We start from the raw sequence: 20,859 nt of genomic DNA, 5'->3' as shown, positions 1-20,859 counted from the left end.
TCAGCGTAGGCTCCTTTGCCTGCACGTTCGGCGATCTGGAAGTGAAGCCTCACGACATACCGGACTTCGAGGCGTTATGGCAGACGGAATCCCCGGACACGGATTTCGGCGCGATGGGCTGCGGCACGTTCCGGAAGATGTCCGGCCCCGTCGAGGGATATGTCGTCGAGTCGCTACGGCAGACCCTCCAGGAGCACGCGGTGCCGGCCGCCGACGTCGACCAGGTGGTATTCGCGACCAGCGACGCGGTACTCGGGGCCCTCGCGCCCGACTTCGCCGTCAGGGTCCTCACGGCCGCGGGCATGACGGACTGCACCCCGTTGATCCTCTCGGGCCGGCAATGCTGTAGTTCCCTGACGGCCTTGAAGTACGGCTGGGACCTGTTCGCCGACCCGGGAATTAATAACGTCGTCCTGGTGTCACTGGACTTCACCCCCTCCGACCGGGCCCGGGTCAGATCCTTCGCGCTCTTCAGTGACGCGGTCGTGAGCTGCCTGATCAGCCGTGTGCACCCCGGGGCTCTGCGGCTGCTCTCCTCGGACGCCCGCACCGACCCCCTGGGCCTCATCGGCGAGGACTCCTTCGCCTCACGGCAGAAGGTCGCCCACGAGGCGCTCGACAAGGTCCTGCGGGGGAGCGGCCGGCAGATCGAGGACGTGACGAAGGTCTTTCCCACCAACCTGTACCAACCGGTGACGCTGTTCAGCGCGATGGCCGCCGGTATCGGCAGGGAGAAGCTGCACTTCACGGAGACGCTGCGCTCCTACGGGCACTGCGGAAACTCCGACTGGCTGATCAACCTCGTCGATTACCGGCATCGGGTGGGAATTCATGCGGGAGAGACGTACCTGGCCCAGTCCTCGGCCCCGGGGCTCTCGGCATGCGCGCTCCTCGCAGGAGCATGACGACATGAACCACCGGTCGTCCGGCGCAGTGATCGTCAAATCCATCGAACCAAACAAAGGCTTGCGGAAATGCACATCGTAGTCGACGACCTGTCCGGACCCGAGATCGCCGAATTCCTCGAAGACCATGTCCGGGAGATGCGGCTCATCACCCCGCTGGAGAGCAAGCACGCCCTCGATCTCGACGGGCTGCGGCGGCCCGAGGTCACGTTCTGGACCGGGTGGGACAACGGGACCGTGGTCGGTTGCGGCGCCATCAAACGGCTGGACGGCACACATGCCGAAATCAAATCGATGCGCACCGCGCCCGCATGCCAGCGCTCGGGTCTGGCCTCCCAACTGCTGACGCACATGATCTCCGAAGCCCAGCGGATGGGCTACGGCCGGCTCAGTCTCGAAACGGGATCGACCGAGCCCTTCGAACCTGCCCGCGCCTTGTACAAGAAGTTCGGGTTCGATTACTGCCCGCCCTTCTCGGAGTATCGCGAGGACCCCAACAGCGTCTTCATGACCCGCACGCTGTGATCCGCGCCCGTACCCGTCGTGCTGCCACACCGGAAGGGCGCAGCGAATGAAGGATGCCATCTACCCTTACGACCGGGAGCTGTACAGTCGGCTCTTTCTGAACTGCCACCAGCGGCAGTCCTCGGTGATGCTGGCCGAACGCTCGCCGCGGCTCCATCAGTTGTTCCACCGGTGCCTCGTCAGCACGGACGAAATCCTCGACCAGATCGTTCGGCAGCAGCGTCCCAAATTCGCCTTCCAGAGCGGCTACTTCGCCCCCGAAGACTTGGCGAGGATCGGGTTCGCCCCGCAGGAAGTCACCTTCGAGACGTACGCGGAGGCCCGTCCCCTGATCCTGGAAACCGTACGCACGGAAGGGTGCGTGGCCATGGTGGGGGACGTCTTCTACTGGCCGCATTGCCCTGAATTCCGTACCAAGCACCTGACCCACACCGTCATCTTGCGGGAGTACCACGCCGACACTGCGGAGTGGTCGATCATCGATGACAATCCGGCGAGCCTGCTGTGCCGGTACCGTTATCCCGAGCAGACGATCGCGAGCGGCTTTGACAACGGCGAACTGCGCTGCGTCCGGTACCTCACCAGCCGGCCGTTCGAGGCATCCGAGGCCGAACCCGGCACCAGGGAGTCGTTCACCGAGGTCCTGCGGAACCACCGGGACAGCCGTGCGTTGTTCTCGGACATCGAGGACCTGCTCACCTCCCCCTGGATCGCGCGGGAGAGGGCCATCGCGCTCCTGCACGACGCCTTCGCGCTCTATCAGGGCTCGCGCACCCTGCTCCAGGCTTACGTGCGGCGGATGTCCGGTGACCCGCAGGCCGAGGCACTGGCCGGCCGAGCGGTGGCCCAGGCCCTCGGCGTGCAGAACCAGCTGCTGCTCGGCAAGGTGACCGGAACCGTGGACGTGAGCCAGATACGGTGCGCCGCCCTCGAACTGAAGGAAACCGAGGAGAAGCTGGTGGACCTGCTGCGGACGCTCCACGGAGTGCGCCCGGGGGAGCGGTGACCGAATTCCATACGGCGATCCTGCTGGCGGATATCGCCCTGATCCTCCTCATGGCGCGGGTCACCGGGCGGGTCGCCGAGGCACTCGGCCAGCCCGCGGTCATCGGCGAGATCATCGGCGGTCTCCTCGTGGGCCCGACGCTGTTCCACGGCGCCGTGGCGACCACGCTCTTCCCGGTCGACGTGCGGCCCTACCTCAGCGCACTCGCCAATCTCGGACTGGTGCTCTTTATGTTCGCCATCGGGCTTGAATGCGACTTCGGCAGGATCCGGGGAAGCGGCCGGATAGCCGTGGGCACCGTCATCGGCTCCACGCTCGTGCCGTTCGTCCTCGGCTCGGTGCTCGCGCTCCACCTCCTCCGCGACCGGCACCCCGCGAGCCGTCCGGGTTTCGTCCTCTTCATCGCGGTCGCGGTGTCGGTCACCGCGTTCCCCGTACTCGCCCGCATTCTCGCGGAACGGCGGATGAGCGGCACGTGGCTGGGGACGGTCGCGCTGTCGGCGGCGGCCGTCTGTGACCTCGCCGCCTGGTTCACCCTCGCCGCTGTGCAGGTCATCGCCGGGGGAGGGGGAGCGGATCACTGGAGAGTACTGCTGGCCATGCCCTACGCGGTGGTGCTGTTCACCTGTGTCAGACCCTTGCTGGAGAGGGTGCTGAGCAGAAACGGGGTGCATGGGCCGAACTCCACCGGAAGTCTTGCGATCGCCTTGATCGGGGTGCTGGCCTCCGCAGCGGTGACACAGGCCCTCGGACTGCACTTCGTGATCGGTGCGTTCCTGTTCGGCCTGGTCATGCCGCGCAGGGATGACGTCGGGTTCCGCGCGGCCCTCCTGCACCGTATGCAGTTCCCCACCACGCTGCTGCTGCCGGTGTACTTCATCGTCGCGGGCCTCAACGTCGATCTCTCGCAGGTCGGTTCGTCCGGGTGGTGGGACTTCGCGCTCATCCTCGTCGTGGCGGTCACCGGGAAGTTCGCGGGCACCTGGCTCGGCGCCAGGTCACAGGGGCTGACGCCCAGGAGATCGGCCCTGCTGGCCGCCTTGATGAACACGCGCGGACTGACCGAACTCATCGCGCTGAGCGTGGGCTTGGAGACCGGGCTGCTGGACGGCTGGCTCTATGCGGTCATGGTCGTCATGGCCGTGGTCACGACCGTGATGACCGGGCCGCTCGTACGGTACTTCGCCAAGCCGGAGGACGGCATGGGCCCGCCGGACGAGCACCGGCAGGTGCGCGTGCCGGGCGGCCGGGCCGTCGGGGCGAGCCAGGGCCGGGCGGACGGCCCCTCGGGCCGGGAAACGCCGCGGTGAGGTGTCCGGGCCGCGCCAGAGCCCGCGTCACGCTTTCCAGGCGACGCGTAGAAGGTTCACAGCCGGGCGAGTTCGACGGCGAGCAGATCCATACCCATCGGGCCCAGATCCAGCGCGGCCTGGTGGAACGCCTTCAGGTCGAACCCGGCGCCCTTGGCCCGCCGCTGGGCCTCCCGCGCCTCCAGCCACGCGCGCTCACCCACTTTGTAGGCCAGTGCCTGGCCGGGCAGCCCCAGGTAGCGGTCGATCTCGAAGTCCAGGACGGTGTCCGCCTCGGGGACACGGCTGCCCAGGAACGCGCGGCCCAGTTCCCGGTTCCAGCGCTCTCCTTCATGGAAGCCGGTCCCGCGCGGGATCTTCAGTGCCAGGTGGAGGCCGATGTCCAAGACGACGCGTGCGGCGCGCAGCTGCTGGCCGGCGGCGAGGGCGCCCAGCCGGTGTGCCGGATACGGGTAGAAGCCCAGTTCGGCCATGAGGTGCTCGGCGTACAGACCCCACCCTTCGGCGTGGGCGACATGGAGCTCGGACGCCACGCGCTGGAAACGCGTGAGCGCGGGGTTCAGCACCGTACTCCCCAGCTGGAGATGGTGGCCCGGCACCCCCTCGTGGTACATGATCGACGGAACGGTCCAGGTGGGTATCGCCGCGTTCGGGCCGGGGGCGGTCCACCAGACCTGTCCGGGCCGGGAGAGGTCCTCGGTGGGGGCCAGGTAGTAGATACCACCGGCGGCGGTGGGCGGAATGCGGCACTCGATGCGGCGCAGCGCCGGCGGAATGTCGAAGTGCACACCGTCCAGCTCGTCCAGGGCCCGGTCGGCCAGGTCCTGGAGGTGGTGGCGGAACGCCTCGGTGCCGTGGACCTGGTGGGCCGGGTCGGCGTCGAGCGCGGCGAACACGGCCGTGAGCGGTTCGCCCGGCAGGATCTGCCCGGCCAGGTTCTGCATCTCCCGCTCGATCCGGGCCAGTTCCTCCCAACCCCAGGCATACGTCTCTTCCAGGTCCAGACCGCTGCTGCCCAGGTGCTTTTGGACTTCCATGATGTACCGGTCCCTGCCGACGCCGTCCTGGGCCGGAGCGTGCGGCAGCAGTTCGCGGGTGAGGAAGCCGGCGAAGCCGGCGAGGGCCTGCCCGGCGGCCAGCGCGGCCCGGCGCACCTCCTCCTGATGGCCGGCGACCGGGCAGCGGCCGGCCAGCTCCGTGAAGTAGCCGGCCGTCTCCGCGCACTGCCCCGCAGTGCCCGCGATCTGCCGTCGCGCGGCGATCCGGCCGTCCAGGCGCGCGGCGGCGAGGCTCTCCTGATGGCCCATCAGCGAGGCCGGGACGCCGCGGAGCCGGGCGGCCACGTCCGGCCAGGCCGTCCGGTCGCCTTGGTCGAGCAGCTCGACGGCCTGGCGGAGCCGCTGCAACGGGCCGTCGACGACGTTGACGTCCGCATCGGGAATCCGGGCGTCGGCGAGCGCGAGCTCCAGCTCCAGCCGTTCCCGCAGCACCTGCGCCGCGATCCGCTCCCGCTCGCCGGCCACCGGAAGGGCGGTGAGGTCGGTCAGTGTGCGGCGCGCCAGATCGGTCCTGGCCGCCCAGCCGTCGGGCGAGTAGTCGGTCAGCGCCGACTCCTGCCCGGCAACGCCCATCATCGCGGCCTGACACGGGTCCAGGCGCGCGAACTCTTCGACGTAGGACTCTGCGAGATCATCCAGGGCGGTCATGGAGCCAACGTAACCGCCCGCCGGTCGGTTGCAATCGTCCTGTGGCTGATCGCTACCCTGCCTATTTCCCTTCCCCCTTCCCGCTCATCGCCGTGCTGTGACATGCGCTACCTTGAGAGCGGTGATCAATGCCCCATAGCCTGTGAATGGCCGTGCGGTTTCGTGCATTTGACCCCATGCGAGGTCTTCACCCGCCACGACGGCGGCACGACGGACGCCGGGCCGGTGGGCCTTCCCTACAAGCCGGGTACGCAACAAAGTGGCCGGATTCCGCCTGCCCCCAAGAACCGGTCAGACAGGCTGCCAGCCGGGTTCGTGAGCAGGCCGGTCGGCGCCGTCCGGTGTCGACGAACGCGCCGCTGTGCCGTGCCCTTCCCCCGCCATCCCTCACGCAGGAGTAGATAAAGGATGACGATTCAACCCCGCCTCGTCGTCACCGGTCGTCGCCCCGACGACAGCTCCATGGTGCTCCGTGACGAGCAAGTGGAACCGATTGCCGTCGGCGCCATACCCGGCTCAGAGTTCTATCTGCTGTGGGGGACGGACGACGGACACGCCATTGTCGGCAATGAGCCACAGCAGCCGAAGACGCTTCCCTTCTTCGCCGGTACGGGGGGTACCCGGTTCCTGCTGGCACGCTATGCACCGGAGTCGACCACACCCGAGCCCTTGGGGGACCCGGGCCGGCTCGCGGCCGAGGTGTCCACGAAACTACCCGGACTGATCGACGTCCTTGAGCCGGACGGCTCCGGCATGCACACCACCGACACTCTCGACTACGCCATCTGCCTGGAGGGCGAGCTATACCTGGAACTCGACGACGGTGCGGAGGTCCTGCTGACCCCGGGCACCTGCGTCGTGCAGCAGGGCACCCGCCACAACTGGCATAACCGCGGTGACAGGCCGGCGCTGATGTGCTTCGTCGGGATCGGTGCCGAGCGTGTTCCGAGGCGCGAACGGTGAAGGCGTATCTGACGGTGCTGCGCATCGCCGACTACCGCAAGTTATGGCTGGGCGCGGTGGTCAGCCTGATCGGTGATGGCGCCAGCTGGATCGCGATGTCATGGCTCTCGGTGTCCACCGGGGGCGCGGGCAGCCTGACGATACTGGGCGCGTGCTACTTCGCCCCGGTCATCGTCGGCGGCCTGCTGGCGGGAAAGTTCGTCGACCGGTTCTCCAGGCGCGTGCTATTGGTGACCGACTGTGTGATCCGCGGGATGGTGATGCTCTGCATCCCCCTGCTCGCCGTCCTCGGCCAACTCGCCCTCTGGCACCTGTACGTCGTGGCCGCCGTCTACGGTCTGGGCAAGATCCTGCCCATCGGGATCATCCCCACGGTCATCCCGGACCTGGTACCTGCACCCCACCTGAGCACCGCGGTCGCGCTCGAAGCGGCGGCCACCGGCGCGGCCGGTCTGCTCGGCCCGATGGTCGGCGGGGCGCTGGTTCCGCTGATCGGCGCCAACTGGGTGCTGGCCGTGGACGCGGCCAGCTACTTCGCCTTCGCCCTGACGGTACTGAGCATGAAGGCCCGGCTGGCGCGGCCGGAGCGTGCTGTGGACGACGAGGCCGTGGCCCGTCCCACCGCCTGGGCGCCGGTGGTCTCCTTCATCCGGCGCGACCAGGTGATGCTGGTCATCACGGTCACCTTCACGCTGTTCAACATCTCCTTGGGCATGCTGACAGTGGCGCAGCCATGGCTGGCCCACGAACGGCTGCCCGGCGGCGCGACGATGCTCGGTGCGCTGGCGGGCGTCCTGGCCGGAGCCCAGCTGGCCGGCTCGGTCATCGCCGGCGTCATCCGGCCCGCGGCGCGCCCGATGCGGCGGATCGGTCTGCTTCAACTGACCGCCGCAGCCGGCCTGTTGCTGCTGCTGGGCGCCCATCCGCTCCTGGTGCTCCTCGGGCAGGCCGTCTTCGGCCTGCCCGACGCTATGGTGACGGTGTCATCGCAGACCGTGCGATATGCGCACACCCCGGAAGAGCTGCGCGGCCGCACCATGACCCTGATGCGGACGCTCATGCTCAGCGCGCTGCCGGTGGGCTCGGTGATCGCCGGACCCCTGCTCGACTCCGGCAACTACACCGCGATGGTGGTGGTCATGATGGCGCTTGCCGCCCTGCCCGGCCTGCTGAGTCTGGTGTGCGCGCGCAGGGTGGCGGCCGCTGAACCGGCGCCGGAAACCGCCGCACCGGTCGTCCGCCGGCAGCTCAATTAATGCCTGTCTTGACCACTTCGCCACTATTCCGGCAGACGAAGGACGCTTTCACATGACACTGCCTGACCAGATGCCGCTGCTGCTGCTCGTCACGAACGGGTTACGTGAATATCGCGAATACCTGTTGCGCTCGATATCCACCTCCTACTGCGTCCACCTGATCAACAATGCCGAACCCACCTGGGAACGGCCCTACTTGGCAGGCTTCACACAGGTACCGGACACCGGCGCAGACGCCGTGCGGGCCGCTGCCCGGCGGATCGCGGCACAGCAGCCGGTCAGTGGGGTGATGAGCTGGCACGAGGAGCACATCGTGCAGGCTGCCCTGGTGGCCGAGGAACTCGGTCTGCCCGGCACCAGGCCGGATGCGGTGCGGCGGTGCCGTGACAAGTTCGCGACCCGGTCCGCGCTGGCCGCCCAGAACCTGCCCCAGCCGGCGTTCGACGTGGTCTCGGACCTCGATGCGGCGTTGGCCGCGGCGGACGGACTGGGCTACCCGGTGGTGATCAAACCGCGGGCCGCTGGCGGCAGCCAGGGCGTGGTCCTGGTGCAGGATGGCGCGCAGCTGGGCGATCAGTTCACCGCAACCCGCGACGTCCCGGTCCCGCATACGCCCGTCTTCGACCAGGGCGTGCTGGTCGAGGAGTACGTGGAGGGTCCCGAAGTCAGCGTCGACTCGGTGGTACGCGCGGGCCGGGTGACCCCGTTGTTCCTGGCCCGGAAGGAGGTGGGCTTCGCGCCGTACTTCGAGGAGACCGGGCACACCGTCGACAGCGATGAACCGCTGCTGGCCGACCCGGGCTTCCGGAACATGCTGCAAGCAGTGCACACCGCGCTGGGCTATACGGACGGATGGACGCACACCGAACTCAAACTCACGGCGCAGGGTCCCAAGGTGATCGAGGTCAACGGACGACTGGGCGGCGACCTCATCCCGTACCTGGGGATGCGCGCCTCGGGAATTGATCCCGGCCTTGCCGCGGCGACCGTGGCCTGCGGCGGGGAGCCGCGAACGGCCGCCTCGAAGCAAGCGGTGGCCGGTGTCCGCTTCTTCTACCCGCCGCACAACGACTCACTGATCGAGTCGGTCGACTTCGAGCGGGCCGGTCTGCCCGCCGAGATGGACCTGCTGGTGCCACTAGTGGCGCCCGGCGATGTGGTCTCCCCGCCTCGCAAGGCCCTGATCGATGGCCGCGTCGCCTTCGCGACCGCGGTGGCCTCATCTCCGCGGGAACTCCATGCCGCCCTTGACCGGGCGCAGACAGCCCTGCGTCTGCGCGTCGCAGGACGGGCCGCGACGGCGGAATCGGTGTGACCCACTGGTGCGGAGAATTCGGGGCACACACAGCGAGCCCTGGCGGCTCGGCCCCCGTAACCGGAACAGGGGAATTCTTTGCGCCGGTGCTTCCCCGGCCAGAGAAATCAGGGTTCGATTCTGCTGGTTCGGCGATTATCAAGAGGGCATCAACAGTGCCGTCATCCCGGGGTTTCTCGTACTGCAACTAGCTGCCATGCAGCTTGTTGATCGCCTCGCGGATCCCATTTTCCTGCAATTCCTGGCAGTGTGATGCACGCCTGCCGCTGTGCATCGCTTCGTACGCAATCAGCCTGGCCGGACATCGCGGTACGCGATACGAACAAACACCGATGTGTGAGGAACATGCTGTGAGTCGTCTGAGTAAGCCCCTGCTCGCCGGATTCTTTCTGGCCGTTGCGGCCTTCGGAGAACCGCCTTCCGCAGTTCTGGATGACATCGGTCGGGGCCGAGCGGTTGCCACCGCTGCTGTGAGCGGCCCAACGATCGGCCTGGGCGGTATGGATTCGGGTGAGGACACCGGCTGGGGGTGACGGGGCGCCTTTCCCGGTATGAGGCAGGACAGCCCAGAGCGCACCCCAAAGCTCCTTCCCGTCCGCAGGCAGTGGTGTCGCCGTCGACATCACTGCCTGCGCTGGTCCTTTCTATCCGGGGGCGTCGCGGGTCTCTTCGGACGACGAATGTGAGTGAGATGACACGTGAGCGACCAACTCGTCCATGACCCTGCATCCGAACCGGGTACAAGTAGTCGGTCCGCACCTTTCGACATCACGACCGATAGCGGTGACCAGGGCTACCGCAAGGGGCTCAAGGCGCGGCACATCAAGATGATGGCGATAGGAACCGCCATCGGCACCGGGCTGTTTCTGGGCACAGGCGGGCGCCTTGCACAAGCAGGTCCGGCCTTGCTGCTGTCGTATGTGATCTGCGGACTCTTCGCCTACTTCGTCGTCCGAGCGCTGGGCGAACTCATCCTGTACCGCCCTTCTTCAGGGTCCTTCGTGTCGTACGCACGGGAATTCTTTGGGGAAAAGGGCGCGTACATCGCGGGCTGGATGTACTTTCTCAACTGGACCACCGGTGGCATAGCCGACATCACCGCTGCCGCTCTCTATGCGCACTACTGGGGCATGTTCACCGACATACCGCAGTGGGTGCTGGCACTGCTCGCCCTCGCCATCGTGCTCTCCGTCAACTTGATCTCGGTCAAGATCTTCGGAGAGCTGGAGTTCTGGTTCGCCCTGCTGAAGGTCGTGGCCATCTCCGCCTTCCTGGTCGTAGGCGTCTTCCTGCTCCTCAAGCAACACGAGGTGGGCGGGTATACGCCCGGGGCCGCGACGATGCTGGGGCATGGCGGGCTGTTCCCCAACGGTGTCATTCCCGTGATTTTCGTGATGCAAGGTGTCGTCTTCGCGTACTCGGGCGTCGAGCTCGTGGGTATCACCGCAGGCGAGACCGCGCAGCCGCATTTGGTCGTCCCGCGTGCCGTCAATTCGATCATCTGGCGGATCGCGCTCTTCTACATCGGGGCTGTACTCGTGCTCGTCCTCCTCATGCCATGGCAGGAGTACAGCGGCAATGAGAGCCCGTTCGTCACCGTGCTGACAGCGGTGGGAGCGCCGGCCGCCGGTGATGTGATGAACTTCGTCGTACTGACGGCGGCCCTTTCGAGCCTCAACTCCGGGCTCTACTCCACCGGGCGCATTCTCCGGTCCATGGCGATGAACGGCTCCGCTCCCGGATTTGCCGAGCGTATGAGCCGCAGTCAGGTTCCCTATGCCGGAATACTTTGCACAGCGGCGGTTTGTGTGCTGGGTGTGTGGATCAATTATGTTGTACCGCAGCGGGCCTTCGAGATCGTCCTCAACATCTCCTCCTTGGGCGCCGTCAGCACCTGGAGCATCATCATGCTCTGTCATCTGGCGTTCGTCCGACGAGCCAAGGCCGGTCTGGTGGAACGCCCCGCGTTCCGTTTGCCTCTGTCGCCCATTACGCAGATCTCCACCATCGTTTTCCTGCTGGGAATTCTGGCGCTGATGTGGTGTGAGCCGGAGGTCGGACGCAAGACCGTCATGGTGATTCCTTTGATCGCGGCTGCCCTTGCCGGCGGATGGTTCTGTGTACGGCGCCGAGTCCATGCTCGCGAACGCTCCCGCGGCCGGCTCGGTACGCCTGGCGTGCCGGCCGAATGAGTCCCACTAGAAGCGCATATTGGATGAGTGCATATGACGTACTGGTCGCCGGTGCCGGACACCCCCATCACGCGTCCCCCCGCCAGCGGGGTCCGGCAACTGATCGCCGGCACCGTGGGCAACGTGGTGGAGTGGTACGACTGGCATGCGTACACGTTTCTGGCCGTTTACATCGCCGATGAGATATTTCCGCACGGTGCCGGAAATCCGCTGGTGCCGCTCCTTTCGACATTCGCCGTATTCGCCGTCGGCTTCTTCGCCAGGCCCCTGGGCGGGCTGCTGCTCGGCGCCATAGCCGATCGGCACGGCCGTCGGATCGCGCTGACGACGACGGTGTTGTTGATGGGCGTCAGCTGCCTGATGATCGCGGTGACCCCCACCTATGCCATGGCGGGCGTGCTGGGGCCCATCGTGCTGGTTGTCGCACGGTTGCTCCAAGGGATCTCGGCGGGCGGCGAGTTCACCGCCAGTACCACGTTCCTGGTGGAATCTGCGGGGCATGGCAGACGCGGCCTGTTTTCGAGCTTCCACTACTTGTCCGCCACGGTCGGGCAGATACTCGCCTCAGGCACGGCGACGCTGGTCGTGTTCTCCCTCTCCGAGCAAGCCATGCGCGATTGGGGGTGGCGGCTGCCGTTCCTTTTGGGCGCGGCACTCAGCCTTGTGGGCCTTTGGATCCGGCGTGGCGCCGAGGAGCCACGCGGAAAGTGGCAGTTGGAGAACCGTCCCGGCCTCTTCGATGCGTTGCGCAAGCATCCCCGGGAGTCGTTCCTGATCTGTGGCATCACGCTCGGCGGAACCATCGCCTTCTATACGTGGACCTCGTATCTGCCTACATACGCGCAGGTGAACGAGGGTTTCGACAAGAGGCAGGCGCTGCTGGTCGGTACTGTCTCGTTGGTTTTCTTCGCCCTGATGCAACCGCTGGGCGGAATCCTTTCGGACCGGGTGGGCCGGCGCCCACTCCTGGTGGGCTTCGGGGTGGGGACTGCCGTCCTCTGCGTGCCGCTTCTCGGCCTCATCACCTCCGGGTCCGTGCTGTCGCTGCTCCTTGTGCAGTGTGCGGGAACGTTGCTGCTCACGGGGTACACCTCGATTGCGGCAGCGGTGAACTCCGAGGTGTTTCCGGCGCAGGTCCGCGCGGCCGGCATCGGCTTTCCGTACTCGATCACAGTGGCCGTTTTCGGAGGGACGGCCCCCTATGTAGGGACGGCTCTCAACGCCATGGGGGTGGCGGAGGCTTTTCCGTGGTACGTGGCTGCGCTCTGTCTGGTGTCGGGGATCGTCTACCTCCGGCTTCCGGAGAGCGCGCATGAACCGATGGACGCCTAGGGCTTGTCCGGGGGGCAGGTGTTGACGGCTGCCCGGGCGGCGAGCGTATATCCCGCCTGGAATCGGCTCTGGGCGCCCAGCTCGGCCATGATTTCCGCGATGTAGCGGCGGCAGGTGCGCACCGACATACCCAGCCGTTTGGCTATCGAGGCGTCCGTCATGCCTTCGGTGAGGAGCCGGATGATGCTCTGCCGCAGGTCATCGGTGATCACTGTCCGTGTAGCCGCACTACCCTCGAAGGTCTCGGCGGACAGCCATAACCTTTCGTAGGTCTCGGTCACGAAGTTCACCACATGAGGTTCCCGGATGAAGGCGGCGGCCTGGGGTTTGCCGGGCACTGCGATCAGGGCGGTCTTCCGGTCGAAGACCAGCAGTCGGGTGAAGTGGTCGTCCAGTGTGCGCACATGAGCCCCGAGCTGCGTCACGTGATCCACATAGACGGTGGTGCCGCGACTGAACCGCGCGGTGTGCTGGTAGAGGATCTGCATACGGACGCCCCGTTTGAGGGCCGCCTCGTCGCGCGGCATCGCCTCCTCGAGGACGCTCTCCTCACGCCGGCCACCGGGCTGGGCCGTGAGGATCTCCTCACGGCATTGATGGGTGAGATCCTCGATGACCGCACGTATTTCAGTGAGCTGGTCGAGCACCTGGAACTGGGTGTGATGCTCGTCCGTGGGGGTCACAAACGACTCGAAGTCCGCTGCGAACGACATGAGTTGCTTGCGTGATTTTTCGATGTTTAAGCGCCGCAGCCGAATGTCACGCTCCGACGGGCCGAGGGCGGCCTCTGCCGCCTCCTCCGGAGACACCGCGACGAAACATTCTCCCTGCTGGCTGCGCAGCAGCCCCATGGTGACCAGTTGGTCCGCCGCGGCCTTGGCTTCGGACGAAGGGAGAACGAGTGCCGCGGAGAGTTCGGTAAGCGCAACGCCGCTGCCGGCGCCATGAGCCAGGGCGTACCTGTATAGGTGGTGCAGCGTGTCGCACTCGATTGCTTCCCGGTTCATGTGGTCTCGTCCCCCTGTTCTCCACTGCCACTAGCGCAGCCCTTTCGGACAGCATTACGCATGGGCGGCCGGGTGCACAGCCCCGTCCACATCCTGAGAGATTCATTTTGGCGCATTCTGATCGCTCGTCAGTGAGCAACCATGCGAGTTGAGGGCACACGCCACTTCCTTTAGAAGAGATCCTTTTGGCGTGTTTTGATCGCTGGTCGGTGAGCGGCCCTGCGTCTTGCTGGATCTTTCTCGGCCCATTCGTATGGGCGGCCTCAATGACGCGGCGAGGAAACCTGTCCCTCTTGTTACCGGCAAGTTTCTGGGGTGGGTCGGTGGTGTTTCGCAAGGCTGCAACGGGAGGGCGGCAGGCCCCGACCGGCAAGCTACAGAGGCGATCTGACGCCCTATAGGTGATTTGTATCGGACAATTCGATTGGTTCCGCAGGCACCAAGCTGTCACGCAGCTTGCTGATCGAGTGCACAGCTGATGTGCGCAGTCCCGTGTGGGAAGGTCGTCTTCATCGCACCCGGAGAGCTGATCCCTGCAATTGACGTCACTGCACCGCTCTTCAGCACACCGCTGCTACCGGTAACGCAGCCGGATTCCTTCTTTCGACAGTTAGATTTCCCGCTCTGCTTCGCCGTAAATGATTGCAGCGGACGGGCGGGCCGTGCCACAGGAGATGATCTAGTGAGTGGCTTGGTGGGCTGGGTTGACTTCCGCCAGGACCTGAGTAGGGAGGGGGACGTCATCCAGGGGATGACGGACTCGATACAAAGCCGCGGTCCTGATACGAACGGCACGTGGATTTCCGAGAATGCCGCTCTGGGGCATTGTGGTCTGGACGCCTCGCCGGTTCACGGAGCGCAGCCCCTTGAGTTCCGGGTCGGCGAGACCTCGGTCACCGTCACCGTTGCGGGCAGCGTCTATAACCCGAGGGAACTCGCTGCCGAAATCGAAGGCGCGGGTGGAAAGCTCCGAAGTCAGGACGCTGCGGAATTGTTCCTGAAGGCGTACTTGCTGTGGGGCCACCGATTCGTCGAGCGGGTCAATGGAGTCTTCGGATTCGCGATCTGGGACGGCCGGACGCAGCGCATCGTGCTGGGGCGCGATCGCGTGGGCATCAAGCCGCTCTACTACTACGAATACGCCGGTGGCATCGTCTTCGCTTCCGTACCGAAGGGGATCATGGCCAATCCGCGCTTCACGGCGCGGCTCGATCCCGAAGCGCTCCCGGTCGCATTGCAGCCCCGTCTGGCCCTGCCCGGGGAGACCCCGCTCGTAGGGCTGCGAGAGGTGCCGCCGGGCCATGTGTTGACGTTCACGGAGTCGGGGCTGACGCGGGACTGCTACTGGCAGCTGACCAGTGAACCCCACAGCGACTCCTTCGACGAGACCGCGCGCCGCGTCAGGGACCTGCTCGACGACACCGTCGGCCGGCAGATGACCACGGATGGTTCACTCGGCGCGATGCTTTCGGGCGGTGTCGACTCGACCTCGGTCGCCGCGTTGGCCATGGGGCGACTGCGCGGTATCGAGCCGGGCCGTGCTCTGGACACGTACTGCGTGCAGTTCGAGAGCGACCCTGCGCACTTCGTCGCAACCGAGCTGCGGCCGGACGTCGACGCGCCGTATGCGGCAGCCGCCGCGGAATTCATGGGAACTCGGCACCACACGCTGACCGCCGCGGTGGAGGATCTCCTCGACGTCATCCCGGCCACCCGCCGGGCCCGTGATCTGCCGGGCTGGGGGCAGTTCGACGCGTCGATGTACCTGTTGTTCCGGGAGATCCGGCGCAACTCCGCCGTGGCGCTGACCGGTGAGGCCGCGGACGAGGTATTCGGCGGATACCCGTACTTCTTCAAGCGGGACGTGGTCGAGCGGCAGGCGTTCCCCTGGCTCGGCGACGGGCCCAAGCTGTCACGGTATCTGGCCCCCGAAGTGACCGCGCTCGTCAACCCGGAGGAAGACGAACACGCCCGGTACTCCCAGCTGATCTCGCAGGTCCCGCGTCTTCCAGGAGAGGACGCCGAGAACGCCCGCATGCGCGAGATCTTCTACCTCGGTCTCTCCGGCCCCCTGTCGGTCATCCTCGATCGCAAGGAGCGGATGAGCTCTGCCGTCGGTCTTGATGTGCGGGTTCCGTTCTGCGACCACCGCCTGCTCCAGTACGTCTGGAACGTGCCCTGGACGGTGAAGTCGCAGGGGGGTGTGAAGGGCCTCCTCAAGGCGGCCATGGCCGATGTCCTGCCGCCGAGCACGGTCAACCGGAAGAAGAGTGCCTACCCGCACGTTCAGAACCCGTCCTACGACCAGACGCTCATCGCCGCGGCGACACGGATTGCCAATGACAGATCGTCACCTCTGGCCGAATTGTTCGACACGCCACGGCTGAACGGACTGATCGATGAGATCAGCAGCAACGCCGTCAACGTGGAACTTCCCGGCGGGTCGAACCAGGCGGCGCTCCTCATCCAGCTCGTGGAACTCCACGAGTGGGTCGACGAGTACGGAGTATCGCTGCCTTGACCGGGACGGGCCGCCGTCACGTCCACAGCAATCCAGACGGAGCACTCATGCTTGAGCTGATACCCATCACCGATTTGATCGGCACCGAGATCCGCGGGGTCGATGTCACGACCGACATCTCCCACGGTGACTTCGAGCGCATCTACCAGGCTTGGCTGGACACGACCATTCTGGTCTTCCGCGGGCAGACCATGACGCCGGCCCAGCATGTGGAGTTCACCCGGCGGTTCGGTGAGATCTACACCTACACCCGCTCGAATTTCAGTTACCAGGACCACCCGGAAATCCTCATCCTCTCGAACCAGAAGGAGAACGGGAAGCCGATCGGCTCGGCCTACAGCGGGCGGGTCTGGCACAGCGACGGCCACTTCCTGACGGCTCCTCCGGTGGGTTCCATGCTGTACGCCCGCGAGGTGCCGCCGGTAGGTGGTGACACGTGGTACGGCAACATGTACGCGGCCTACGACGCGCTGCCCGAACGCGTCAAGGAGCGGATCGCCGACCTGAAGGTCATCATCAGCCGCGTCCAGTCGCGTCCGTACAACTACCCGGACCGCCCTGCCCCCACCTCCGAGGAGCAGGCCGAGTGGGTGGACGTGAGCCACCCCATCGTGCGCGTTCACGAGGAGACCGGACGCAAGGCGCTGATGGTGGGCGGCAACGTGCCGTGGCGGATCGAGGGGATGTCCGAGGAGGAGAGCCTCCCGCTGATCACCTTCCTCCAGGAGTTCGCGGTCCAGCCGCAGTTCACCTACCGCCACAAGTGGCAGCCGGGCGACATCGTCCTGTGGGACAACCGCTGCGCCATGCACCGGGCCACGTACTACGACCATGTCGCCCACACCCGCGTCATGCATCGGACCACGATCGCGGGGCGGCATTCGGTCGCCTCTGCGGCCTGAGCAGGGTTTATGAAGACATACGACTACATCATCGCAGGTGCCGGCGCCGCGGGCTGTGTGCTGGCCGGCCGGCTGACCGAGGATCCGTCGATCAGCGTGCTGCTGCTCGAATCGGGCCGCGAACGGCACAGCCCGCTGCTCTCCATTCCGGCCGCCGAGACGGTCCTCATGGGGAACCCGAAGTACGACTGGTGCTTCGAGACCGACGCCGACCCGACGATCGAGGGCCGCAGTGTGCGGATTCCTCGCGGCCGTCTCCTGGGCGGGTCCAATTCCATCAACGGCATGCTCTATGTGCGCGGCCAGAAAGAGGACTACGACGACTGGGCGGCGCTCGGCAACGCGGGCTGGGCCTGGGCCGATGTTCTGCCCTACTTCAAGAGCCTGGAGGCGGCCGGGGTCGGCGGTGACAGCCGCGGCCGCGACGGTCTGATCTCGATCGGCCTTCCGCGTGACCGGGACGAACTGTGCGACGCCTTCCTCAAGGCAGCCGTGAAGGCCGGCTACCCGCAGAACCCTGACTACAACTCCGGTGACCAGGAAGGTTTTGGCTACTACCAGGTCAACCACCGGTACGGGCGCCGCTCCTCGGCAGCCGGCACATATCTGAGGGCGGCGCGCCAGCGAAAGAATCTGACGCTGCTCACGGAGGCGCACGTCGGCCGACTCCGCTTCGAGGGCAAGCGCTGCATCGGTGTCGACTTCCGCCATGGTGGCCGGACGCAGCAGGCAACCAGTCGTCATGACGTGATCGTCAGCGCCGGTGCCGTGCAGTCCCCGCAGCTGCTGGAGCTCTCCGGGATCGGCTCGGCAAGCGTACTCGCCGACAGCGGGGTGCCCCTCGTGCACCATCTGCCCGGCGTCGGCGAGAACTTCCAGGATCACTTCGCCGCCCGGCTGCGCTGGCGGGTGCGGCAGCCGATCACCTTCAACGAGCGTTCCCGCGGGTTCGGCCTCGTCCGCGAGGTCGCCAGGTACGCACGCGACCGGCACGGGCTGCTCAGCCTGCCCATCGCCCTGGCGCACGGCTTCGTCCGGTCCTCGGAGGAGGAGACCCGTCCGGACTTGCAGTTCCACTTCGCACCGGCCAGTTACGGAGAAGGATCGAGCCGGCGGCTGGACACCTCCCCCGGAATGACCTTGGGCGTCTACCCGTTGCGCCCGGAGTCCAAGGGATCCATCCACATCCGGTCGCGCGACCCGTTGACCGCACCCGCCATCCGGCCACGCTTCTTCGACTCGGAGCTCGACCGCACCAAGCTGGTAGCGGGCATGCGCATCGCCCGGAAGATCATCGAGAGCCCGGGCCTCGATCCGTACCGCGAGTACGAACTGGTGCCGGGGCGTGATGTCCAGACCGATGAGGAGATCCTCGCGTACGCGCGTGAGCACGGTGACACCTCTTATCACCCCGTCGGCACATGCCGCATGGGCAGCGATGAAGGCGCCGTGGTGGACCAGCGGCTGCGCGTACGCGGTGTGCAGGGGCTGCGCGTCATCGACGCCTCGGTCATGCCGGCCATGGTCTCGGGCAACACCAATGCCGCGAGCCTGATGATCGGCGAAAAGGGCGCGGCCATGGTTCTGGAGGACCACCGCGAGGGGCGCGCCGCGTGACTAGTGACGCGCAGATGGATCACCGGGAAGGCGCGGTTCCTTCGGCAGGAGGCGCCCCGGCGAACGCCACGGGCACCCGGCATGCGGGGGTGGAAACACCCGGCTCGCCGGAAGTCCGAGGTCCTGCCCGGGCGGGTATCGCTTATGTCTCGGCCTTCCTGGTACTGGCGAATGCCAATGCGGTGTTCTCGGGGAATCTGCTACAGAGCATGCATCCGTTCACGTTCTTGTTCTGGAGCTTCTTCGTCAGTGCGGTGTTCTTCGGTATCGTGCTGGTCGCGCGGAACGGGCTCGCTGCACTGAAGATCGAACGGGGTTCGGCGCTGCCGCTGCTGATCCTGAACGGCACCACCGCCTTCAACTGGATCGGCTATTTCTACGCCCTGCACTTCATCGAGCCGGCCATCGTGAGCGCAATGATGGGCGGGCTCGGCCCGCTCGTCACCATCGTGCTGGAACGTTTTCTGCGGAAGCGACGCTTCCCCAAACGGGTGTATGTGCCGGCCGCCGGCGTGCTGTTCGGCGCCGGAATGCTGGCCTGGGCCTCGCTGATGGGAAAGTCCGGACTCGCTCAGATCAGCGTGACGGCCTCCGTTATCGGGCTGCTCGCCTCGACGGTGGGCGGTGTCTCACAGGCGCTGAACACCGTGGCGACCAAGCAGTTGGCCGACCGCGCGTGGAGCGCCACCAGGATCATGACGCACCGTTTCTACCTGCTGCTCGTCATCGCTGCCGGGCTTGCCCTCAGTGGCCCCGGCCTGGCGGTCGACGGGGCGTCACAGGCCGGTCTGCTCGCGGTGGCGACCGTACTCGGTGTCATCGCCCCGCTCTGGCCGCTACAGCGCGGAATCATCCTTTCGGAGCCGTTCACCGTCGCGGCGCTCCTGGCGCTGGCCCCCATTTTGACCTACGTGTTCCAAGGGTTTGACGCACGAATGCACTGGTCCGCTCTTTCGGCGGTCGGATGTGCCGTGGTGGCAGTATTCACGGTTTTCGGAACACGCATCACCCACAAGGGAAATCTCGCATGACTATGGCATCACCCAAAGTGCTGGTCGTCGTTGATGGGTACTCATCAGGCTCACAGATTCCACGGGTCATGGCGGAACGCGGCTGGCAGTGCATTCATGTGTCCGCGCTCCCCGACATTCCTGACTACTATCGTGAGACGTTCGACCCGGACGCATACATCGGCCGTTTCAGCTATGCGGGCGATGTCGTCGGCCTCGCTCGTGAACTGGCCGGGCACAGCCCGTCCGCGGTGGTTCCCGGCACGGAGAGCGGCGTCATCGTCGCAAGTCTCCTCGCGGCAGAGCTCGGAGTTCCGGGAAACGCCCCGGATCGCAGCAACGCCCTCCGTGACAAGTACGAGATGCACAACCGCCTCAAGGCGGCGGGCCTGCGCAGTATGGATCACTACCTTGCCCACGACTTCGCGGGGCTGCTTTCCTGGGCGAACTCCGGGGCATGGCCGGTGGTTTTGAAGCCGCAGGCGAGCGCGGGTACGGACTCGGTCACCTTCTGCAAGGACGAGGCCGAACTGAGTGCGGCGTTCCACCGGCTGCACGGAGCCGTCAACCAGATCGGTGAGCGCAACGAAGCGGTGCTCGCCCAGAGGTTCCTGTCCGGACAGGAATACTTCATCAACGGGATCAGCGGAAACGACCGGCATGTCATCACGGAGATCTGGCGCACGGAAAAGGTCAACGTGCCCGGCGCGGGAGCGATTTACGACCGCAGTGTCCTGTTGGATCCCACGACTCCGGAGATGAAGGACATCGTCGGCTACGTCCATGACGTCCTGGACGCCCTCGGTGTTCAGTGGGGTGCGCACCACACCGAACTCATGGTCACCGACGTGGGTCCGACGCTCATCGAGTGCGCCGGGCGCCTTTCCGGAGGGCTGAACCGCGCGGCCGCCGACCACGCGGTCGGCATCAGCATGCTGGACCTGCTGGCGAACCTGGTCGACGAGGGCCCGTCGTATGTGAGCGGCTTCCTCGACACCTCGCGTGTCCACCGGTATCCGCTGTGGCAGGTGCAGTTCATCTCCGATCAGGCCGGTGTGGTGAAGGAGTCCTGCTACGCCGAGCTGCTTGCCACCCTCAGTAGCCGGACCTGGCTACAGAAGGCGCCGTCCCCGGGTGACCCGGTCAGCGTCACGACCGATCTCTTCTCCAGCCCCGGCATTGTCTTCATGACGCATGCCGATACCGAAGTCCTCCAGCGTGACTACGAGACCGTACGTGAATGGGAGGGCAAGGGGCGGCTCTTCACGGTCGGTTAGCCGCAACTGCAAGCG

16 protein-coding genes are annotated in these 20,859 nt (G+C 66.1%); 14 read left to right on the top strand and 2 right to left on the bottom strand.

Going from position 1 to position 20,859, the window contains the following annotated elements:
- The first annotated feature begins 41 nt into the window (after positions 1-41).
- From ACWGI6_RS19325 to ACWGI6_RS19310, 4 genes are all read left to right on the top strand, one after another.
- Complete coding sequence (locus ACWGI6_RS19325) at positions 42-905, top strand: hypothetical protein (protein ID WP_453268629.1); 864 nt, start codon at positions 42-44, stop codon at positions 903-905.
- Between the two features lie 69 nt (positions 906-974).
- Positions 975-1,430 (top strand): GNAT family N-acetyltransferase, encoded by a 456-nt coding sequence (locus ACWGI6_RS19320; RefSeq protein WP_453268628.1) that lies wholly within the window; start codon positions 975-977, stop codon positions 1,428-1,430.
- Between the two features lie 46 nt (positions 1,431-1,476).
- Entirely contained in the window at positions 1,477-2,436 is a 960-nt protein-coding gene (locus ACWGI6_RS19315) for a hypothetical protein (RefSeq protein WP_453268627.1), read from the top strand.
- Entirely contained in the window at positions 2,433-3,746 is a 1,314-nt protein-coding gene (locus ACWGI6_RS19310) for a cation:proton antiporter domain-containing protein (RefSeq protein WP_453268626.1), read from the top strand. Before ACWGI6_RS19315 ends, ACWGI6_RS19310 begins: the two co-directional genes overlap by 4 nt.
- A 56-nt stretch (positions 3,747-3,802) precedes the next feature.
- Here ACWGI6_RS19310 and ACWGI6_RS19305 read toward each other — a convergent pair whose 3' ends face one another.
- A complete protein-coding gene (locus tag ACWGI6_RS19305; RefSeq protein WP_453268625.1) occupies positions 3,803-5,452 on the bottom strand; it encodes a DUF885 domain-containing protein in 1,650 nt (549 codons plus the stop codon).
- A gap of 408 nt (positions 5,453-5,860) precedes the next feature.
- On the opposite strand from ACWGI6_RS19305, the gene ACWGI6_RS19300 reads away from it, so the two are divergent.
- The 5 genes from ACWGI6_RS19300 (at position 5,861) to ACWGI6_RS19280 (ending at position 12,510) form a co-directional block, all read left to right on the top strand.
- Complete coding sequence (locus tag ACWGI6_RS19300) at positions 5,861-6,415, top strand: cupin domain-containing protein (protein ID WP_453268624.1); 555 nt, start codon at positions 5,861-5,863, stop codon at positions 6,413-6,415.
- Positions 6,412-7,671, top strand: a complete 1,260-nt coding sequence (locus ACWGI6_RS19295) for an MFS transporter (protein WP_453268623.1) — start codon at positions 6,412-6,414, stop codon at positions 7,669-7,671. Before ACWGI6_RS19300 ends, ACWGI6_RS19295 begins: the two co-directional genes overlap by 4 nt.
- 52 nt (positions 7,672-7,723) lie before the next feature.
- Complete coding sequence (locus tag ACWGI6_RS19290; protein ID WP_453268622.1) at positions 7,724-8,986, top strand: ATP-grasp domain-containing protein; 1,263 nt, start codon at positions 7,724-7,726, stop codon at positions 8,984-8,986.
- 698 nt (positions 8,987-9,684) lie between these two features.
- The gene (locus ACWGI6_RS19285; RefSeq protein WP_453268621.1) at positions 9,685-11,178 is read left to right on the top strand and encodes an amino acid permease; all 1,494 of its coding nucleotides are present in this window, start codon (positions 9,685-9,687) and stop codon (positions 11,176-11,178) included.
- 33 nt (positions 11,179-11,211) lie between these two features.
- Entirely contained in the window at positions 11,212-12,510 is a 1,299-nt protein-coding gene (locus tag ACWGI6_RS19280) for an MFS transporter (protein WP_453268620.1), read from the top strand.
- On the opposite strand, the gene ACWGI6_RS19275 is transcribed toward ACWGI6_RS19280, so the two are convergent.
- Positions 12,507-13,517, bottom strand: a complete 1,011-nt coding sequence (locus tag ACWGI6_RS19275; protein WP_453268619.1) for a helix-turn-helix domain-containing protein — start codon at positions 13,515-13,517, stop codon at positions 12,507-12,509. The two genes, ACWGI6_RS19280 and ACWGI6_RS19275, sit on opposite strands and share 4 nt — an antisense overlap.
- A 478-nt stretch (positions 13,518-13,995) precedes the next feature.
- On the opposite strand from ACWGI6_RS19275, the gene asnB reads away from it, so the two are divergent.
- The 5 genes from asnB to ACWGI6_RS19250 are packed head-to-tail and all read left to right on the top strand — an operon-like array spanning position 13,996 to position 20,844.
- Positions 13,996-16,038: an asparagine synthase (glutamine-hydrolyzing) gene (gene asnB / locus ACWGI6_RS19270; RefSeq protein ID WP_453268618.1), complete on the top strand. Its 2,043-nt coding sequence runs from the start codon at positions 13,996-13,998 to the stop codon at positions 16,036-16,038.
- Between the two features lie 47 nt (positions 16,039-16,085).
- Positions 16,086-16,940 carry a TauD/TfdA dioxygenase family protein gene (locus ACWGI6_RS19265; RefSeq protein WP_453268617.1) on the top strand — a complete coding sequence of 285 codons (855 nt, stop codon included), beginning with the start codon at positions 16,086-16,088 and terminating at the stop codon, positions 16,938-16,940.
- A 9-nt stretch (positions 16,941-16,949) separates the two neighbouring features.
- Positions 16,950-18,557 (top strand): GMC family oxidoreductase, encoded by a 1,608-nt coding sequence (locus ACWGI6_RS19260; RefSeq protein WP_453268616.1) that lies wholly within the window; start codon positions 16,950-16,952, stop codon positions 18,555-18,557.
- Positions 18,554-19,588, top strand: coding sequence for a DMT family transporter (locus ACWGI6_RS19255; protein ID WP_453268615.1), 1,035 nt, complete (start codon positions 18,554-18,556; stop codon positions 19,586-19,588). The genes ACWGI6_RS19260 and ACWGI6_RS19255 overlap by 4 nt, the downstream gene beginning before the upstream one ends.
- On the top strand, positions 19,522-20,844 hold the full coding sequence (locus ACWGI6_RS19250; protein WP_453268614.1) for an ATP-grasp domain-containing protein: 1,323 nt from the start codon (positions 19,522-19,524) through the stop codon (positions 20,842-20,844). Before ACWGI6_RS19255 ends, ACWGI6_RS19250 begins: the two co-directional genes overlap by 67 nt.
- Positions 20,845-20,859 lie beyond the last annotated feature (15 nt).

The sequence above is a fragment of the Streptomyces sp. NPDC054786 genome (assembly GCF_053611685.1).
This window is presented reverse-complemented; position numbering and strand designations above follow the sequence as displayed.

What these genes read in the sequence shown, in the direction of transcription:
- ACWGI6_RS19320 (WP_453268628.1), top strand. Translation starts at nt 975, where the DNA reads ATGCACATCGTAGTCGACGACCTGTCCGGACCCGAGATCGCCGAATTC.
- ACWGI6_RS19315 (WP_453268627.1), top strand. Translation starts at nt 1,477, where the DNA reads ATGAAGGATGCCATCTACCCTTACGACCGGGAGCTGTACAGTCGGCTC.
- ACWGI6_RS19305 (WP_453268625.1), bottom strand. Translation starts at nt 5,452, where the DNA reads ATGACCGCCCTGGATGATCTCGCAGAGTCCTACGTCGAAGAGTTCGCG.
- ACWGI6_RS19300 (WP_453268624.1), top strand. Translation starts at nt 5,861, where the DNA reads ATGACGATTCAACCCCGCCTCGTCGTCACCGGTCGTCGCCCCGACGAC.
- ACWGI6_RS19290 (WP_453268622.1), top strand. Translation starts at nt 7,724, where the DNA reads ATGACACTGCCTGACCAGATGCCGCTGCTGCTGCTCGTCACGAACGGG.
- ACWGI6_RS19280 (WP_453268620.1), top strand. Translation starts at nt 11,212, where the DNA reads ATGACGTACTGGTCGCCGGTGCCGGACACCCCCATCACGCGTCCCCCC.
- ACWGI6_RS19275 (WP_453268619.1), bottom strand. Translation starts at nt 13,517, where the DNA reads ATGAACCGGGAAGCAATCGAGTGCGACACGCTGCACCACCTATACAGG.
- asnB (WP_453268618.1), top strand. Translation starts at nt 13,996, where the DNA reads ATGTGCGCAGTCCCGTGTGGGAAGGTCGTCTTCATCGCACCCGGAGAG.
- ACWGI6_RS19265 (WP_453268617.1), top strand. Translation starts at nt 16,086, where the DNA reads ATGCTTGAGCTGATACCCATCACCGATTTGATCGGCACCGAGATCCGC.
- ACWGI6_RS19260 (WP_453268616.1), top strand. Translation starts at nt 16,950, where the DNA reads ATGAAGACATACGACTACATCATCGCAGGTGCCGGCGCCGCGGGCTGT.
- ACWGI6_RS19250 (WP_453268614.1), top strand. Translation starts at nt 19,522, where the DNA reads ATGTGCCGTGGTGGCAGTATTCACGGTTTTCGGAACACGCATCACCCA.